The organism is Methanobrevibacter sp. (genome assembly GCF_017431965.1).
Lineage (GTDB): Archaea > Methanobacteriota > Methanobacteria > Methanobacteriales > Methanobacteriaceae > Methanocatella.
In genome coordinates this window covers 36021-52260 of sequence record NZ_JAFRKB010000033.1, presented here as the reverse complement: position 1 = coordinate 52260, position 16240 = coordinate 36021, and the positions used below count along the sequence as shown (strand labels likewise).

General features: G+C 36.5%; 14 protein-coding genes. 10 read left to right on the top strand and 4 right to left on the bottom strand.

What is annotated here, in order from left to right:
• A complete protein-coding gene (gene cobQ, locus IJI93_RS04090; RefSeq protein ID WP_292820297.1) occupies positions 1-1527 on the bottom strand; it encodes a cobyric acid synthase CobQ in 1527 nt (508 codons plus the stop codon).
• 330 nt (positions 1528-1857) lie between these two features.
• Here cobQ and lonB point away from each other — a divergent pair, with 330 nt between their 5' ends.
• Positions 1858-3738 (top strand): ATP-dependent protease LonB, encoded by a 1881-nt coding sequence (gene lonB / locus IJI93_RS04085; RefSeq protein WP_292820661.1) that lies wholly within the window; start codon positions 1858-1860, stop codon positions 3736-3738.
• A 75-nt stretch (positions 3739-3813) separates the two neighbouring features.
• Positions 3814-5232, top strand: coding sequence for a Mur ligase family protein (locus IJI93_RS04080; protein ID WP_292820294.1), 1419 nt, complete (start codon positions 3814-3816; stop codon positions 5230-5232).
• On the opposite strand, the gene IJI93_RS04075 is transcribed toward IJI93_RS04080, so the two are convergent.
• Positions 5218-5700, bottom strand: coding sequence for a hypothetical protein (locus IJI93_RS04075; protein WP_292820291.1), 483 nt, complete (start codon positions 5698-5700; stop codon positions 5218-5220). The genes IJI93_RS04080 and IJI93_RS04075 overlap by 15 nt on opposite strands.
• The gene (locus IJI93_RS04070; protein ID WP_292820288.1) at positions 5690-6601 is read right to left on the bottom strand and encodes an ADP-ribosylglycohydrolase family protein; all 912 of its coding nucleotides are present in this window, start codon (positions 6599-6601) and stop codon (positions 5690-5692) included. The genes IJI93_RS04075 and IJI93_RS04070 overlap by 11 nt, the downstream gene beginning before the upstream one ends.
• Positions 6602-6708: 107 nt before the next feature.
• On the opposite strand from IJI93_RS04070, the gene IJI93_RS04065 reads away from it, so the two are divergent.
• The 4 genes from IJI93_RS04065 to IJI93_RS04050 are packed head-to-tail and all read left to right on the top strand — an operon-like array spanning position 6709 to position 9344.
• Positions 6709-7401, top strand: coding sequence for an iron-sulfur cluster assembly scaffold protein (locus IJI93_RS04065; RefSeq protein ID WP_292820285.1), 693 nt, complete (start codon positions 6709-6711; stop codon positions 7399-7401).
• 4 nt (positions 7402-7405) lie between these two features.
• On the top strand, positions 7406-8407 hold the full coding sequence (locus IJI93_RS04060; RefSeq protein ID WP_292820282.1) for a GGGtGRT protein: 1002 nt from the start codon (positions 7406-7408) through the stop codon (positions 8405-8407).
• 29 nt (positions 8408-8436) lie between these two features.
• Positions 8437-8946, top strand: coding sequence for a GNAT family N-acetyltransferase (locus IJI93_RS04055; protein ID WP_292820279.1), 510 nt, complete (start codon positions 8437-8439; stop codon positions 8944-8946).
• Between the two features lie 32 nt (positions 8947-8978).
• Positions 8979-9344, top strand: coding sequence for a zinc ribbon domain-containing protein (locus IJI93_RS04050; RefSeq protein ID WP_292820276.1), 366 nt, complete (start codon positions 8979-8981; stop codon positions 9342-9344).
• 17 nt (positions 9345-9361) lie between these two features.
• Here IJI93_RS04050 and IJI93_RS04045 read toward each other — a convergent pair whose 3' ends face one another.
• Positions 9362-9868, bottom strand: coding sequence for a hypothetical protein (locus IJI93_RS04045; protein WP_292820273.1), 507 nt, complete (start codon positions 9866-9868; stop codon positions 9362-9364).
• Between the two features lie 90 nt (positions 9869-9958).
• Between IJI93_RS04045 and IJI93_RS04040 the strand changes: the two genes are divergently transcribed.
• The 4 genes from IJI93_RS04040 (at position 9959) to uvrA (ending at position 16112) form a co-directional block, all read left to right on the top strand.
• Positions 9959-10873, top strand: a complete 915-nt coding sequence (locus IJI93_RS04040; RefSeq protein WP_292820270.1) for a ribose-phosphate diphosphokinase — start codon at positions 9959-9961, stop codon at positions 10871-10873.
• 1 nt (position 10874) lies between these two features.
• Positions 10875-11165 (top strand): hypothetical protein, encoded by a 291-nt coding sequence (locus tag IJI93_RS04035; protein WP_292820267.1) that lies wholly within the window; start codon positions 10875-10877, stop codon positions 11163-11165.
• A 5-nt stretch (positions 11166-11170) separates the two neighbouring features.
• Positions 11171-13135 carry an excinuclease ABC subunit UvrB gene (gene uvrB / locus IJI93_RS04030; protein WP_292820264.1) on the top strand — a complete coding sequence of 655 codons (1965 nt, stop codon included), beginning with the start codon at positions 11171-11173 and terminating at the stop codon, positions 13133-13135.
• A gap of 88 nt (positions 13136-13223) precedes the next feature.
• Complete coding sequence (gene uvrA / locus IJI93_RS04025; protein WP_292820261.1) at positions 13224-16112, top strand: excinuclease ABC subunit UvrA; 2889 nt, start codon at positions 13224-13226, stop codon at positions 16110-16112.
• Positions 16113-16240 lie beyond the last annotated feature (128 nt).

Here is a 16240-nt window from a genome sequence, read left to right as displayed (position 1 = left end):
TTAATCAAATATCAATTTATCGATAATGTCCATATCCAGGTTCTCTTCAACTATTTCGGCCAATCTGTTTAGTGAATAGTCTTTTTGAGTTTCATATGGGTCTTCACCTGATTTGGCTTCAAGGCCTTTTTTGACTCTTAAATAGTTTAGGAATTCTCTTCTTAGGTTATAATTGTGGAATATTCCATGGAAATATGTTGCAAAGATGTTGTCCTGCACAGCTCCGTCGATTTTGCCATCTTCATTATTTCCTTGTCCCTCTTTAATGTTTAAAAATCCTGAAGCGGAATTCAGTTCAGTTGTACCCTCATGGATTTCATAACCTGTAACCTCTTCGCCGGTGATGCTTTTAAATATTTCACCTGCAAGGCCTTCTAAGTTTTTAGGAATTGTTGCTGTTGACTGTGTCACGATTTTTTCAGCTCTTGAGAAACTTGATTCAATATCCAATAGGCCCAGTCCATTAATTGTACCATGTTTTGATTCGCGCTTGTCTTCATCATGGATTACATTACCCAATATCTGCAGACCGCCACAGATGCCGACAATTGGAATTTCCTTTGATTTTTCAATTATCTTGTCTGCAAGGCCGCTTTCACGCAGTGCAAACATGTCCTCTGTGGAGTTACGTGTTCCGGGTATGATTATTGCATCGACATCGCCGATATCGTCATTAACTCCAATCATCTTTAAAGCCACATCCTCTTCATACTCGAATGGGTCAATGTCTGTAAAATTGGCTATTTTGGGCAAACGTATAACGCCTATTGTTATGTCCTTATCCTCTGCAAAAACATGTGTTGTAAGTGATGCGGAGTCTTCTTCGGGAAGTCTTAAGGTTTCATCATATGGCAAAACACCCAAAACAGGCTCGCCGGTTATCTCTTCAATCCTGTCAAGACCAGGTTTTAAAATATCCAGATTTCCTCTGAACTTGTTGATTACAGTTGCTTTCAGGCGGGACCTGTCATAATCGTCAAGCAGAACGTATGTTCCTGCAATGGCTGCAAAAACTCCGCCCATTTCGATATCTGCAATTAGAATTACATTAGCATCTGCCATGTGGGCTATTTCCATATTTGCGATATCCTGGTCACGCATATTGATTTCGGCAGGTGAACCTGCTCCTTCAATGATTATGATGTCATATTCATCAGACAATATTTTAAAGCTTTCTTTCATTGCATTGAAAGCGGTATCATGGTATTTGTGCTGGTAATCATAGAAATTCATATCTCCAATGGATTTTCCTTGAATGATGACGTTGGATGTGAAATCCCCTTTCGGTTTAAGCAAAACAGGGTTCATGTGTATGCTTGGTTCAATCATTGCCGCTTCGGCCTGAAGCATCTGAGCAATTCCTATTTCTCCATTTTCCTTTGTGGTGTATGAGTTTAAAGACATATTCTGGGATTTGAAGGGAGCTACTTTATATCCCCTATTTTTATAAATTCTGCAGAGTGCTGCTACAAGCATGCTTTTTCCAGCATTGGAGGAGGTTCCTTGAACCATGATACATTTTGTCATGTAAAAATATATTAATTTAATATTATAAATAATTTTTAATTTAAAAAAATGAAAGTATAACTGATATTTTTTCAACATGATTATATCAGAGCCATATTCTGGAAATTATTTTTCTAACTTTTATTTACTAAAATACAAAACTTTTTATATAACTATGAAACTAATATTTAAATAGTATATTAAACTTAATTGTGTAATGATGAATTTATTAATAGAAGTGAGGTTTGTTTAATGAAATTTGAAGAACAAGAATCAATTGAAGATTCTTCTAATGAAATAGTAGTTGAAGCGGAAGTAGATGAATCAGCTTCCAGTGAAGAAACTAAACCTATGTTAGATTATAATAATATTAAAAGCTCACAAGATATTGAAGTTCCACCTTTATTAATTGACCAGGTCATTGGACATGAAGAGTCCATTGAAACAATTAAAAAAGCGGCAAAACAAAGAAGGAATGTTTTGCTGATTGGTGATCCGGGTGTTGGAAAATCCATGCTTGCTAAAGGAATGGCACAAATCTTACCTCATGAAACCTTGCAGGATATTTTGGTATATCCTAATATGGAAGACAGCAATCATCCGTTGATAAGGACAGTCCCTGCAGGTGAGGGTAAAAAAATAGTAAAGGCAACAAAAGGATCAGCCAAAGGTCATGAAGAGAGAAAAACAATTATTACAATGTTTGCAATTGGTGGAATCTTGGTCATTGGATTTATGTATGGAAGATTATTGGAATCCATTATTGCTGCTGCTTTAATATTGCTTATTTCAATACAAATTAAGCCTAAAACTAATAATATGTCTCCAAAATTATTGGTTAATAACCAGGAATCAAGATTTGCTCCATTCATGGATGCAACCGGTGCTCATGCAGGAGCATTATTAGGTGATGTAAGGCACGACCCATACCAGTCAGGAGGTCTTGGAACTCCAGCACACGAACGTGTGGAGGCCGGAATGATTCACAAGGCAAATAGGGGAGTTTTATACATTGACGAAATAGGTACAATGAGCATGAAAACTCAACAGGAGCTTTTATCCGCAATGCAGGAAAAGCAATATGCCATTACCGGTCAAAGCGAAAACTCAAGTGGGGCTATGGTAAGGTCTCAGGCTGTACCGTGTGACTTTGTGCTTGTGGCATCAGGAAACCTTCAGGTTCTTGAAGGAATGCACATCGCAATGAGATCAAGAATCAGGGGATACGGTTATGAGGTATTTATGAAAGACTACATGGATGACACCACTGAAAACAGAGAAAAACTGGTCCAGTTCGTAGCTCAGGAAGTTAAAAACGACGGAAGAATTCCACACTTTGCTCCGGATGCATTGGATGAGATTATCATGGAAGCAAAAAGAAGGTCCGGAAAACAAAATGCTTTAACTTTAAGATTAAGAGATTTAGGTGGATTAGTAAGATCTGCTGGAGATGTAGCTATTGAAAAAGGAGCTGAAATTGTAACTGCAGCTCATGTGGTCGAAGCTAAGAAATTCGCAAGAACCTTAGAGCAGCAAATAGCTGACAGATCCATCATGCAAAGAAAAGATTACAGTATGGTTTCTGCTGAAGGCGGAAGAGTCGGTCTTGTTAACGGGCTTGCCGTAATAGGTGATAGAAGCGGAATAGTCTCACCAATCGCTGCTGAAGCGGCACCTACCCAATCCAAAAACGGTGGTCAAATCATTGCAACAGGTAAATTGGGTGAAATAGCTCAGGAATCTGTACAGAATGTCAGTGCACTCATTAAAAAGTACACTAACAAGGACATTTCAGATTATGACATTCACGTTCAGTTTATCCAGACTTATGATGGTGTGGAAGGTGACTCAGCCAGTGTAAGTATTGCAACAGCTGTAATATCTGCAGTGGAAGAGATTCCAATCGACCAGACTGTAGCGCTGACAGGTTCACTTAACGTACGTGGAGATGTTATGCCTATTGGTGGAGCAACAGCTAAAATCGAGGCTGCTGCTGAAGCGGGAATGAAAAAAGTATTGATTCCAAAATCCAACTTGAAGGATGTCATGATTGAGAAGAAATATGAAGACATGATTGAAATCATTCCAACTGAAACTTTAAGTGATGTTTTAGAAAACATTTTAATCAGCGGTTCTAAAAAAGATTCATTGATTGAAAAGATGAAAAACATCGGATCTAAAGTCGCTGAAAAAGTACCGCAAACAAATATTAAAAATCCAACTACAAATTAAGTTGGATTATTTTTTAACTTTTTTTTTAAAGATTTAACCAAATTTTTATATATTTTCATATTCTAATCATTAACTATGAGTATTAAGATTAATATCGCAAAATTTATAGCTAAAGTAGGAGGACCATTTTCCAGATTTGGACCGGGAAGTGGTAAAAGTTTTGCTGGAATTTTATTTACAAAAATTGCTGGTGTTGATGGAGTTTTAGAATTATCTAAAGATTTGGATATCGGTTCTGTTATTCTTACTGGAACTAATGGAAAGACAACAACTACAACACTTTTAATTAAATTATTATCAAATGATACTCAGATTAGAAGTAGTTATGAGAGTAACACTATTAATGCAATAGCTTCTGCTTTTATTCAACAAAATGGTGAATTAGGTGTTTTTGAGTATGGTATTCGTAATATAAAGTATGGAGTTCCGGATACTGTTCAAAGGGTTGTTGACCCTATCGGTGTTGTTTATACAACCATTTCTCAAGAGCATACTCAGGTTGCAGGAATTAAAAATCCTTTTGAGGATTATTATAAGGCTAAAAGATTATTGTCCCAGGCAATGACAAGGGGTGTTATTGTAACTAATGCCGATGACCCAAGAACTGCATTAATAGGAATTGATAAAGAAAAGGATGTCAGGGTAAATTATTACGGTATTGAAAGTGAAGGCATTGAAGACATTAACGGTGAAGATATTGCATGCCCTAATTGTGGTGAAAAACTAACATATTCAAAACATTTCCTAAACCATAGGGGAATTTACACATGCAGTTGCGGATTCAAACGCCCGGATTTGAATGTAAAATTAACTGACATTGAATTCGGCCAGGACACATGGAAATTGACAATTGAAGGTGATTTATTCAATTACACAGTTTCCAAAAATGTCAAATTTGATTTGGATATAACTGTACCTCCGTTCGGTTTCCATAACATCTACAATGCATTGGCTTCAATAACAGCATATGCCACTTTCACTCCAAAGGTCGAAAACATTGAAACTACAGTTAAAAAAATATTTAACAACTTGGACATGTCCTTTATTCCGCCAGGAAGATTTGAAGTTGTTGACATTGGCGGAAAATATGTCGGGCTTGGTCAGGGAGACAATGGGGATGCAATTAAAATCAATGCAATGTTCATGAATCAGTATGTGGACGGGCCTCTTGAATTTATTTACACAACTCCTGATGAGGATGAAGAGGAAATCTTTGAAGACCACTTTGAAGTTGTCAAAAGCATGAATCCTGAACATGTTATTGTTGTTCCTGGAAGAAAATCCATCGATAAGGCTCGTGAGTACTATGAAATAATCAAAAAAGAGTATCCTGATGCTGAGTTTTATCCGCTAAGTTATGATGAAATGGAGGTCAGAATTGAAAAATTAACAGAGCTTGCTCGCAATTCCAACTATGACTATGTAATAATGACCGGTTGCGGTGAGGAACAGGCGATGTGGGAGAGAATAAAAAGAAAGTTAATAGATGATTAGTTCATCTATAATCTTTTCTAATCTTTTGTAGAATTCAAAATCACTTTTTTCGATTTCTTTAAAGGAAGCATCAATGCTGCAGCCACATAGGTCTGTGCTTCCAATAATAAAATCATCTGATTCTTTTTTTATCAGTATGCCAAAGATTCTTTCTTTTTCATTGGCATATTTTTCAAATTCTTCATCTGAAAGCCTCAGATTGTAATCATCAACTGAATAGATATCGCATTCATTAATGACCGGTATGAAAGTATACATTCCAATTGCTAAAAAGACATTTTCGTGCTTTAGGATTTTTAAGATTCTTTCTTCATAGGAATCTCCATTTTTTATGTCATAATCACTGAATTCTAAAATGTTATTTGTGCCCATGTAGTAATTGTCATGAATGACGGTTGCAACCAAATCTGAGTCTATGTAATTATCACATTTAGACCTAATATTTTTGATAGTTTCACTAACTTTCATCACAAAACGCCTCGAACTTTTCACATAATGAAAGCACCCTATCAATTTGGTCAACTGTACTAATCCAATCTATAGGGATTTCATCATATCCATAATAAATTCCGGCAAGCCCTCCGCAAATAGCTGCTGTTGTGTCTGTATCTTCGCCTAAATTAACGGCTTTTAGAACTGCATCCTTATAATTGTCGGTGTTTTTCAGACAGTATATGACGCTCTCAAAAGTGAAGATTACATAACCTTTGCTGCTTATGCTGTCAATATCATTTAAATCATCATCGAATATCCTTTGGAAATGTTTTAATTCTTCAGAATCCGCATAATAATCTTTGATTTTATCACATGCCAGTTTGATGTGCTCATCAATGGACAAATCTTCATTTTCAATCATTGATTTGGCAATTTCCACATATAATACGCAAGCTATTTTAGACCTTTTATGGGCATGGGTTAAAGCGGAAACATTTTCAATTGTTTCATAGTTAATATCTGGAATGTACGCCAGCGGAAGGATTCTCATCAATGAACCGTTTCCGTTGTCAAGTTCACCGTCAAGTCCGCATTCCAAAGCGGGAATTCCATCAAGGTAATTGTCTAAAGCAAGACGTGTGGTAATTCCAATATCGAAGCGTGGGGTCTGCCAATATGTTTCTTTTTTATACCATTTACAGAAGTTTTCCATTATGTTATCATAATCGATGGCTTTTTTGTTAACAATGCTGTCCATGGTGGCTATTGTCATGGATGTGTCATCAGACCATGTTCCTGCTGGCTTGCCATATCCTCCGCCTCCTTTCATTCCTGTAACAGGGTTTTCTTCCAATAGTTCTCTGCTATCAAACTCAACTGGAACGCCTAGGGTATCGCCAATCAATAAACCGATTATTCCATCTTTAACTTTCATAATTTATAGTATGTTCTTTAAAGTAATTATTTTTTTTTAAATCCTAAAATCTTAATTAATATTAATTGAATATATAATAATTAGTAAAAATTATTGAGGAATGAAATATGATTTATTCAACTGAAGTAGAGAATATGTGTCCTGTCAGGAAAGGGGCGAACCATGGTCCTGCACCTATTCCTGAAGAAGGAAAATGGGTTAAGTCAAAGGAAATATCTGATATTTCAGGTTTCACTCATGGTATTGGATGGTGCGCTCCACAGCAAGGATGTTGCAAATTAACTTTGAATGTTAAGGATGGTATTATTGAAGAGGCGCTAGTTGAAACTTTGGGATGTTCCGGAATGACACATTCCGCAGCTATGGCTGGTGAAATTCTAATTGGAAAAACCATTTTGGAAGCTTTAAACACAGACCTTGTTTGTGATGCAATTAACACTGCAATGCGTGAATTATTCTTGCAAATTGTTTACGGAAGAACTCAATCTGCATTTTCAGAAGGGGGTCTTCAAATTGGTGCTGGCCTTGAGGATTTAGGTAAAGGTCACAGAAGCCAAGTCGGAACAATTTATTCCACCAAAGAAAAAGGTCCAAGATATTTGGAGCTAACTGAGGGCTACATTACAGAAATCGGCCTTGACGGGGATGATGAAATCATTGGTTACAAGTACATCAATTTGGGTGTGATGTTAGACCAAATCAAAGATGGCGTTGATCCGCTTGAAGCAATCGAAAAGGCAACAGGTCAATACGGAAGATTTGATGATGCTGTTAAAAAAATAGATCCGAGGAAGGAGTGATATTATGAGTTTATTTGAAAGTTATGAAAGAAGAATCGATCAAATCATTCCTGTTTTAGAAAAATATGGCATTAAAGACCTTGAAGAAGCAAAACAAATTTGTCTTGACAAAGGTTTTGACCCATATGAAATTGTTAAAGGCGTTCAGCCGATTTGTTTTGAAAATGCCTGTTGGGCATATACTCTTGGAGCGGCAATAGCTGTAAAGCAAGGATGCACAAAAGCATCAGATGCTGCTAAGGCTATTGGTGAGGGACTTCAGGCATTCTGTATTCCTGGAAGCGTAGCAGATGATAGAAAAGTGGGTCTTGGACATGGAAATTTAGCTTCAATGCTTTTAAGTGATGAAAGTGAATGTTTCGCATTCCTTGCAGGTCATGAAAGTTTTGCAGCTGCTGAAGGAGCTATTGGAATTGCAAATTCCGCTAATGAAGTGAGGGAAAAACCTTTAAGGGTTATCTTAAACGGACTTGGTAAGGATGCTGCATTAATCATTTCAAGAATCAATGGATTTACTTATGTTCAGACTGAATTTGACTATTTCACAGGTGAAGTGAAAGTGGTAAGGGAAAAAGCATACTCCGATGGTGAAATGGCTAAGGTCAGATGCTACGGTGCTGATGATGTAAGGGAAGGCGTAGCCATTATGCATTTGGAAGCTGTTGACGTATCAATTACCGGTAACTCAACAAATCCGACACGTTTCCAACATCCTGTAGCTGGAACATACAAAAAGGAATGTATTGAACAAGGCAAGAAATATTTCTCAGTTGCCTCTGGAGGAGGTACCGGAAGAACCCTGCACCCAGATAATATGGCGGCAGGTCCTGCATCTTATGGTATGACTGACACTATGGGAAGAATGCACTCCGATGCCCAATTTGCAGGTTCATCATCCGTACCGGCTCATGTGGAGATGATGGGATTAATCGGTATGGGAAATAACCCTATGGTTGGTGCAAGTGTTGCAGTGGCTGTGGCTGTTGAAAAAGCAATGAAAAAATAAGGGGATTTTCCCTTTTTACTCTTTTTTTTATGATTTTTAAAACTAAACGTTTGATTTTAAGGCCCTGGGAAGAAGGCGACGCAGAATGTTTATATCATTTTGCAAAGAATCCTAAAATCGGACCTATTGCAGGATGGCCTCCCCATAAAAGTGTTGAAGATAGCTTATATATTATCAAAACGGTTTTTGCTAAAAAAGAAACTTATGCCATTACTTTGGATGAAATTCCAATTGGCTGTGTCGGACTCTTAATCCATCCTGATGGAAACCATTATTGGGGTGAAGGATCAGCTGAACTTGGTTACTGGATAGCTGAGAAATATTGGGGTAGGGGCTTAGTTGTTGAAGCTTCTAAAACAATAATTAAGCATGCCTTTGATGATTTGGATATCAAACAGATTTATGCATCTTATAGGCTTGAAAATTCCCAATCGAAAAGAGTTTTAGAAAAATTGGGATTTAAGTATTATACAGAACTTGAAAATACAAATTATCTAGGCGAACGCTTTAGAGAAATCGCGATGATTAAAGAAAAATAGTTTTATATATTTAAAGATATTAATTAATTCTAATGACTAGATTTTGTAAAAACTGCGGATATGAAAATAAGGATGAATATGATTACTGTGCTAAATGCGGTAATCCATTGGTTGAAGGCCTAAAACCTAAACAGGTATTTGTTTATCAAAAGGAACCTCAACTTAATAAAAAAGCTGTTTTGGCAGCTTATATTATTACTATTTTTTTATCATGGTCAGGTGTCGTTTCAACACTATTTTTCAAAAATAATTCCATGGCCACTTTTGCGTTCTTTGGATTTTTCATGCCATTTTATTTGTTGCAGGCTCCAGTTCGCAAACTTAAAATGCATGCGATAATTCTATTGGTCATCTCTTTTGTAGGTGTAGGATTATCATTTTATTTAATGTTGCATTAAAAAAAGAAAAATAATGGCTAAGCGAAGTGGAATCTGATGTTTCCAAGCAACAATTGTAGTGGAATTTCAAATACATTCATGCCATCATTTGCCATAGCTGTTCCGACTGCATCTCCTCTGGACATGGTTCCGGCGACATTTTCACTACCAGCATAACCATTATATGCATCATTTGCGCGGATATCATCAACTATATTAACGCCAAATATCGCTTCGGCAGCGTCATTGTTGATGCTGACAATTATATGGGGAGATACATGATAAGTATATTCCATGATATCACGGGCAGCTCCGTAAGGGTTTTCAGGGTCAATTAAGTGAATGTTATGTAATGTTTCACCATTGGCATTATAGGAACTTCCTGGATAAATCCAGTTAAAGCCACCTAAACCTACTGTAGCGGCCATATCTATGCCCGGTGTTCCTTCATCTGCATCCTCTGCAATTATTAAAATTGGGCTTACGATTGTTGAAGCCAACAATAGAACAATTATAACGATTATTGCAATAAGAATTTTTTTCATGATTATTTTTTAATAACCTTTAAATATTAATACTTAACTTTTTTATTCTATTAAGATTAATATTATATCATATAATACTTTGGTGATATTGTGATTATTGGAGGTTCAGCTTCACAAGATTTGGCAGCTCATGTTGCAAAAGAACTTGACGAAGAATTATGTTATGTTGAAACTAAAAAGTTTCCGGACGGAGAAAGATATTTAAGAATTGCAGGTGAAATTGAAGAGGAAGTAACTGTTATCCAATCAACTGGTTATCCTCAGGATGAAAATTTGATGGAATTGATATTTATAATTTCAACTCTTAAGGATATGGGTGCAAAAAAAGTGAGGGTTGTTGTTCCATATATGGGTTATGCAAGACAAGAAAAGCGTTTTAATCCTGGTGAATCTATTTCAGCTAAGATTATTTGCGGATTGATTGAATCAGCAGGTGCTGATGAATTCATCACTTTTAATATTCATGAAGAATGTGTTCTTAACTTCTTCAATATCGAAGCTAGAAATATTTCAGCGATGCCTGCATTGGCGGAATATTTAAACAAAAAATTATTCAAAAAGTCCGATGAAAAACCATTAATCGTTGCCCCTGATAAGGGCGCTTATGGTTTTGCGCAGGAAATTTCAGAAATCATTGGATGCGATTGCACTTACTTGACTAAAGTCCGTTTAGGACCTGATAAAGTTGAAACCAGAATTGTTGATGTTAGATGTGACAGTGAAAGTGAAAACACCGTTAATATTGACTCCGTAAAGGGCATGCACGCTGTTATTGTTGATGACATCATTGCAACCGGTGGAACCATTGTAAATGCTATTAATATCTTGAAACAATATGGCGCATCTTCCGTTGATGTATGTTGCGTACATCCTATTTTAACCAATAACGGTGCAACTAGAATTTATGAAGCGGGTGCAAATAAAATTATTGGTACTAACAGTTTATCTTCAGATACATCACGTGTATCCCTTGCAAAAAGTATTGCAGATGCATTGAGGCAGTAGTATGGATAAAGAACAAATCAAACAGGAATTGGTTGATAAATCAAATAATATTCTGGTAAAATATTCAGAACCTGACACTGTCGAAAGTGTTTCAGTAATGAATTTTGCCGATAAGACAGTATATTTGGGTTCTTTAAAGGTTTTTCGTTATGAAATTGTTCCAAATATAATGAAAGATTTGGAAAAAGAATTGAAAGGTTATGGAAAGCTTATAGTTAGGGATCAAAGAGTCACTCCGTGCTGTTCTCCACCATATACACATATTAGCTTCAATATTACAATTTTAAACTAGATATTATGAAAGAATTCAAGCTTAAATCACCTTATAAACCATTAGGTGACCAACCAAAAGCCATTGACTCACTAGCGGAAGGCATTAAAAACGGAATTAAGGAACAAACTCTTTTGGGAGTGACAGGTTCAGGAAAGACTTTTACGATGGCTAATGTCATTGAAAAAGTTCAAAAGCCGACTCTTGTCATTTCACACAACAAAACATTGGCTGCACAGTTATATGAAGAGTTTAAGGAATTCTTCCCGGATAATGCAGTGGAATATTTTGTTAGTTATTATGATTATTACCAGCCTGAAGCGTATGTTCCAAGAACAGACACATTTATTGATAAGGAAGCTTCAATAAATGATGATATTGACATAATGAGGCACTCGGCTACACAATCTCTTCTTTCAAGGGATGATGTAATTGTGGTAAGCAGTGTAAGTTGCATTTACGGTATAGGTTCGCCTGAAGATTATGGCGAATTTGCCTTCGGAATATCTGTTGGGGATATTTATGACAGGTCCGAAATAATATCTAAACTTATTTTCATGCAGTATGAAAGAAATGACATTGAGTTTGACAGAGGACAGTTCCGGGTCAGAGGGGATGTCATAGAAATAAATCCAGTTCATGGAACACCACCTATCAGAATTGAACTGTTCGGCGATGAAATCGATGCAATCAGTCTGATTGACAGGGTAACTGGCAAAAAACAGGAAAGCCTTCAAAGATACATGATTTTCCCTGCAAAGCACTTTGTCGTCGGTCAGGATAAAATGGAAACTGCTATTTCAAAAATCTCTCAGGAATTGGATGAAAGGCTTCAGGAACTTAATTTGACAGGAAAGCTATTGGAAGCTCAGAGACTGGAGCAAAGGACCCGTTTTGATATTGAAATGCTTCAGGAAATGGGATACTGTCCGGGTGTAGAGAACTATTCTATGCATCTGTCCGGCCGTAGCTGGGGTGAAAAGCCATATTCCCTTTTAAAGTATTTCCCGGATGATTTTTTAACAATCATTGATGAATCCCATGTAACAGTTCCGCAAATTAGGGGGATGTATAATGGGGATAGGGCTCGTAAGGAAACCTTGGTTGAATATGGATTCAGATTGCCTTCAGCCAAAGAAAACAGACCTCTAAGATTTGATGAATTCGAATCCTCCGTTAATCAGGTTATTTATGTTTCTGCAACTCCTGCCCAATATGAGCTTGCAAAATCAAGAAATGTTGTAGAACAGATTATCAGGCCAACAGGATTGGTGGACCCTGAAGTTTTAATCAGGCCGGTTACAGGCCAAGTCGAGGATCTGCTTAAGGAAGTTCAGCTAACTGCCGAAAAAGATGAAAGGGTGCTTGTCACTACTTTAACCAAAAGGATGGCTGAGGACTTGACTGATTATTACGCAAGAATCGGCGTTAAGGTAAGATATATGCACTCGGAAATCGATACATTGGAGAGAATTGATATTGTAAACGACTTGAGAAGAGGAAAATTCGATGTATTGGTCGGGGTAAACCTTTTAAGGGAAGGTTTGGATTTGCCTGAAGTGTCTTTGGTAGCTATTTTGGATGCAGATAAGGAAGGATTTTTAAGAAATGAGACTTCTCTGATACAGACAATTGGTCGTGCAGCAAGAAACGTCAACGGTCGTGTGATAATGTATGTTGACAATATGACTGATTCTGTTCAGAATGCATATGACATTACTATGAAAAGGCGTAAATTGCAGATGGCATACAACGAAAAGCATGGCATAGTTCCAAAATCAACAACAAGAACATTGAAAGAGAAGCTTGCTGAGGAAGATGAAAAATACAAAGGTATTGGAGCTGACCTTGAAAAAATGCCTAAAGATGAACTTCGTTTGTTAATTAAGGATTTGGAAAGAGATATGAAGGATGCTGCTGCAAGACTTGACTTTGAAAGGGCAGCTGATTTAAGGAATAAATTATATGCCTTAAAGGGTATGGACAAATAACTTTTAAATTTACTTTTCAAATGCTCTCTAAAATACTTTATAAATGAGTTTGTTCTAATATTATATAACTAATTTTTAGGAGAATATTATGGCTGAAAATTCTAAAAAACAAATTGTCATCAAGGGTGCACGTGAGCACAATTTACAGGATATTGATGTTAGTGTCCCTCGTGATGAATTTATTGTAATTACAGGTCTTAGTGGGTCTGGAAAATCTTCACTTGCTTTTGATACTATTTATGCTGAAGGACAGCGTAGATATGTCGAGTCCCTATCAGCATATGCAAGGCAATTTTTGGGACAAATGAAAAAACCGGAAATGGAATCAATTGAGGGTTTGTCTCCAGCCATTTCCATTGACCAAAAAACAACAAGGGAAAATCCAAGGTCTACTGTAGGAACAATTACAGAAATTTACGATTATTTGAGGTTATTGTTTGCAAGAATTGGAATTCCGCATTGTCCGAATTGTGGAAAGGAAGTGTCACAACAGACTATCGGACAAATTGCAGAATCAATTATGGAAGAAGGGGAAGGAATAAAAATCCAAATATTGTCACCTGTCGTCAGAGATAAAAAAGGTCAACACAAAGATGTTTTAGATGATTTGAGAAACAAGGGATTTGTAAGAGTTCGTGTTGATGGTGAGATAAGGGATTTGGAAGAGGATATTGACCTTGCTAAAACATATCGCCATAGTATTGATGTTGTTGTAGACAGACTTAAAATCAGAAAAGATGTAGACTTTAAAAGAAGATTGGTTGATTCATTGGAAACAGCAGCAGAATTCGCTGAAGGATTAATAAATGTATTATATACAACTGACGATGAAGAATATGAGAAAAAATATTCAGAGCACTTCGCATGTGTCGATTGTGGAATAAACTTTGAGGAGCTGACTCCTAGGATGTTTTCATTCAATGCGCCTCAGGGTGCATGTCCGGAATGTAACGGTATCGGTTCCAAAATGGAGATTGATCCTGACTTGATTGTCCCTGACAATACATTAACTTTAAATGAGGGTGCTATCGCTCCATGGTCAAAATCATCCAAAAGGGAAAATTATTACTATCAAATGCTTGAATCTGTTTCAAAACATTTTAATTTCAGTATGGACGTTCCATTCAATGAATTGGATAAGGAACATCAGAATACTATTTTATACGGTTGTAAGGATAAAATACCTTTCACATTTAAAAGAAGAAACAAATCTTATATGGTTAACCGTAAATTTGAAGGTGTCATTCCCAGAATGGAGAGATTGTACATTGAAACAAAGTCAAATTATTCAAGAAAATACCTTTCCAAATTCATGAGCGACAGGAAATGTCATGTTTGTGGCGGCAAACGCTTAAGACCGGAAGTATTGGCAGTAACTGTCGGAGGAAAATCCATCATTGATGTATGTGATTTGGCAATAAAGGATTCTTATCAATTTTTCCAGGATTTGGAATTAACCGAAAGAGAAAATTTCATTGCAAAAGAAGTTTTAAAGGAAATTAAAGAGCGCTTAAGCTTTTTAGTTGAAGTCGGTTTGGATTATTTATCAATGTCAAGGTCATCTGGTACCCTTTCCGGTGGGGAAGCACAAAGGATTAGACTAGCTACTCAAATAGGTTCTGGTCTTGTTGGTGTTTTATATATTTTGGATGAACCGAGTATCGGCCTTCATCAAAGAGACAATATAAAACTCATCGAAGCTTTAAAAAGGCTAAAAGATCTTGGAAATACTTTAGTTGTTGTTGAGCATGATGAAGAAACCATCTTATCAGCAGACCACGTTGTCGACATAGGTCCTGGAGCCGGTGAGCATGGTGGGAAAGTCGTGGCTCAGGGAACTCCATTAGACATTATGAACAATCCTAATTCAATTACAGGCCAGTATATCTCAAGAGTTAAGAAAATTGACATTCCTAAAGAAAGAAGGCCCGGAAACGGCAAATCTATTAAGATAAAAGGTGCAGCCCAAAATAACTTGAAGGGCATTGATGTTGAAATTCCATTGGGTAAGTTCACTTGCGTTACTGGAGTTAGCGGTTCTGGTAAAAGTAGTCTAATCAATGAAATTCTATACAAAGGCGCTCATGGCAAGTTATCTAAAAAATTCATGTTTGCAGGGAAATATGATGAAATTGAGGGATTGAAGAATATTGATAAAGTAATTGCAATTGATCAAAAACCTATAGGAAGAACTCCAAGGTCAAATCCTGCAACTTATACAGGCGTATTTACTGATATTCGTGAACTGTTTGCAAATACTCCAGAATCAAAAGCAAGAGGATATAAACCTGGAAGATTTTCATTCAATGTCAAGGGAGGAAGGTGCGAAGCCTGTTCAGGAGATGGAATTGTGCAAATTGAAATGCACTTTTTAGCGGATGTATTTGTTCCTTGTGAAGTATGCGGAGGTAAAAGATACAATGAAGAGACTTTGGATATCAGATACAAGGGTAAAAATATCTATGAAGTCTTGGAAATGACAGTTGAAGAAGCATTGGAATTCTTTGAAAACATTCCAAAAATCACTAAAAAGCTTAAAACTTTATATGATGTGGGACTGGGCTATATGAAGATAGGCCAGCCTGCAACAACACTTTCAGGTGGTGAAGCTCAAAGGATTAAACTGGCTAAAGAGCTATCTAGAACCAGCACTGGAAAAACGTTATATATCCTAGATGAACCAACTACTGGTCTTCATTTTGCAGATATTAAAAGACTTTTAGAAGTATTGTCTAGATTGACTGATGCCGGCAATTCCGTTGTTGTTATTGAGCATAATCTGGATGTTATCAAAACTGCAGATCATATAATTGACCTAGGTCCTGAAGGCGGTGACGGTGGAGGCGAAGTGATTGCTACCGGAACTCCTGAGGAAGTTGCCGAGGCAGGTACATATACCGGTCAGTTTTTAGAAAGGATGCTTAATGAAAACATCACTCCTTATGCAAAGGAACTTGTTGAAGATATTGGAAAATAGCCGTATCTTCATTTTTTATTATTTTTTATACAAATTTTTAATAATTTTATTAAACTTTACTATTTTTTTAATTAAAGTATATTTAGCTTTTTAATCTTTTTTTATAAAATTAATGCTATGAAATAGGG

Bases quoted from the DNA above. Each gene is read 5' to 3' on its own strand.
- IJI93_RS04035 (WP_292820267.1), top strand. From the start codon at position 10,875: ATGGATAAAGAACAAATCAAACAGGAATTGGTTGATAAATCAAATAAT.
- IJI93_RS04080 (WP_292820294.1), top strand. From the start codon at position 3,814: ATGAGTATTAAGATTAATATCGCAAAATTTATAGCTAAAGTAGGAGGA.
- IJI93_RS04070 (WP_292820288.1), bottom strand. From the start codon at position 6,601: ATGAAAGTTAAAGATGGAATAATCGGTTTATTGATTGGCGATACCCTA.
- IJI93_RS04075 (WP_292820291.1), bottom strand. From the start codon at position 5,700: ATGAAAGTTAGTGAAACTATCAAAAATATTAGGTCTAAATGTGATAAT.
- uvrB (WP_292820264.1), top strand. From the start codon at position 11,171: ATGAAAGAATTCAAGCTTAAATCACCTTATAAACCATTAGGTGACCAA.
- IJI93_RS04045 (WP_292820273.1), bottom strand. From the start codon at position 9,868: ATGAAAAAAATTCTTATTGCAATAATCGTTATAATTGTTCTATTGTTG.
- cobQ (WP_292820297.1), bottom strand. From the start codon at position 1,527: ATGACAAAATGTATCATGGTTCAAGGAACCTCCTCCAATGCTGGAAAA.
- IJI93_RS04060 (WP_292820282.1), top strand. From the start codon at position 7,406: ATGAGTTTATTTGAAAGTTATGAAAGAAGAATCGATCAAATCATTCCT.
- IJI93_RS04050 (WP_292820276.1), top strand. From the start codon at position 8,979: ATGACTAGATTTTGTAAAAACTGCGGATATGAAAATAAGGATGAATAT.
- IJI93_RS04055 (WP_292820279.1), top strand. From the start codon at position 8,437: ATGATTTTTAAAACTAAACGTTTGATTTTAAGGCCCTGGGAAGAAGGC.
- lonB (WP_292820661.1), top strand. From the start codon at position 1,858: ATGTTAGATTATAATAATATTAAAAGCTCACAAGATATTGAAGTTCCA.
- uvrA (WP_292820261.1), top strand. From the start codon at position 13,224: ATGGCTGAAAATTCTAAAAAACAAATTGTCATCAAGGGTGCACGTGAG.
- IJI93_RS04065 (WP_292820285.1), top strand. From the start codon at position 6,709: ATGATTTATTCAACTGAAGTAGAGAATATGTGTCCTGTCAGGAAAGGG.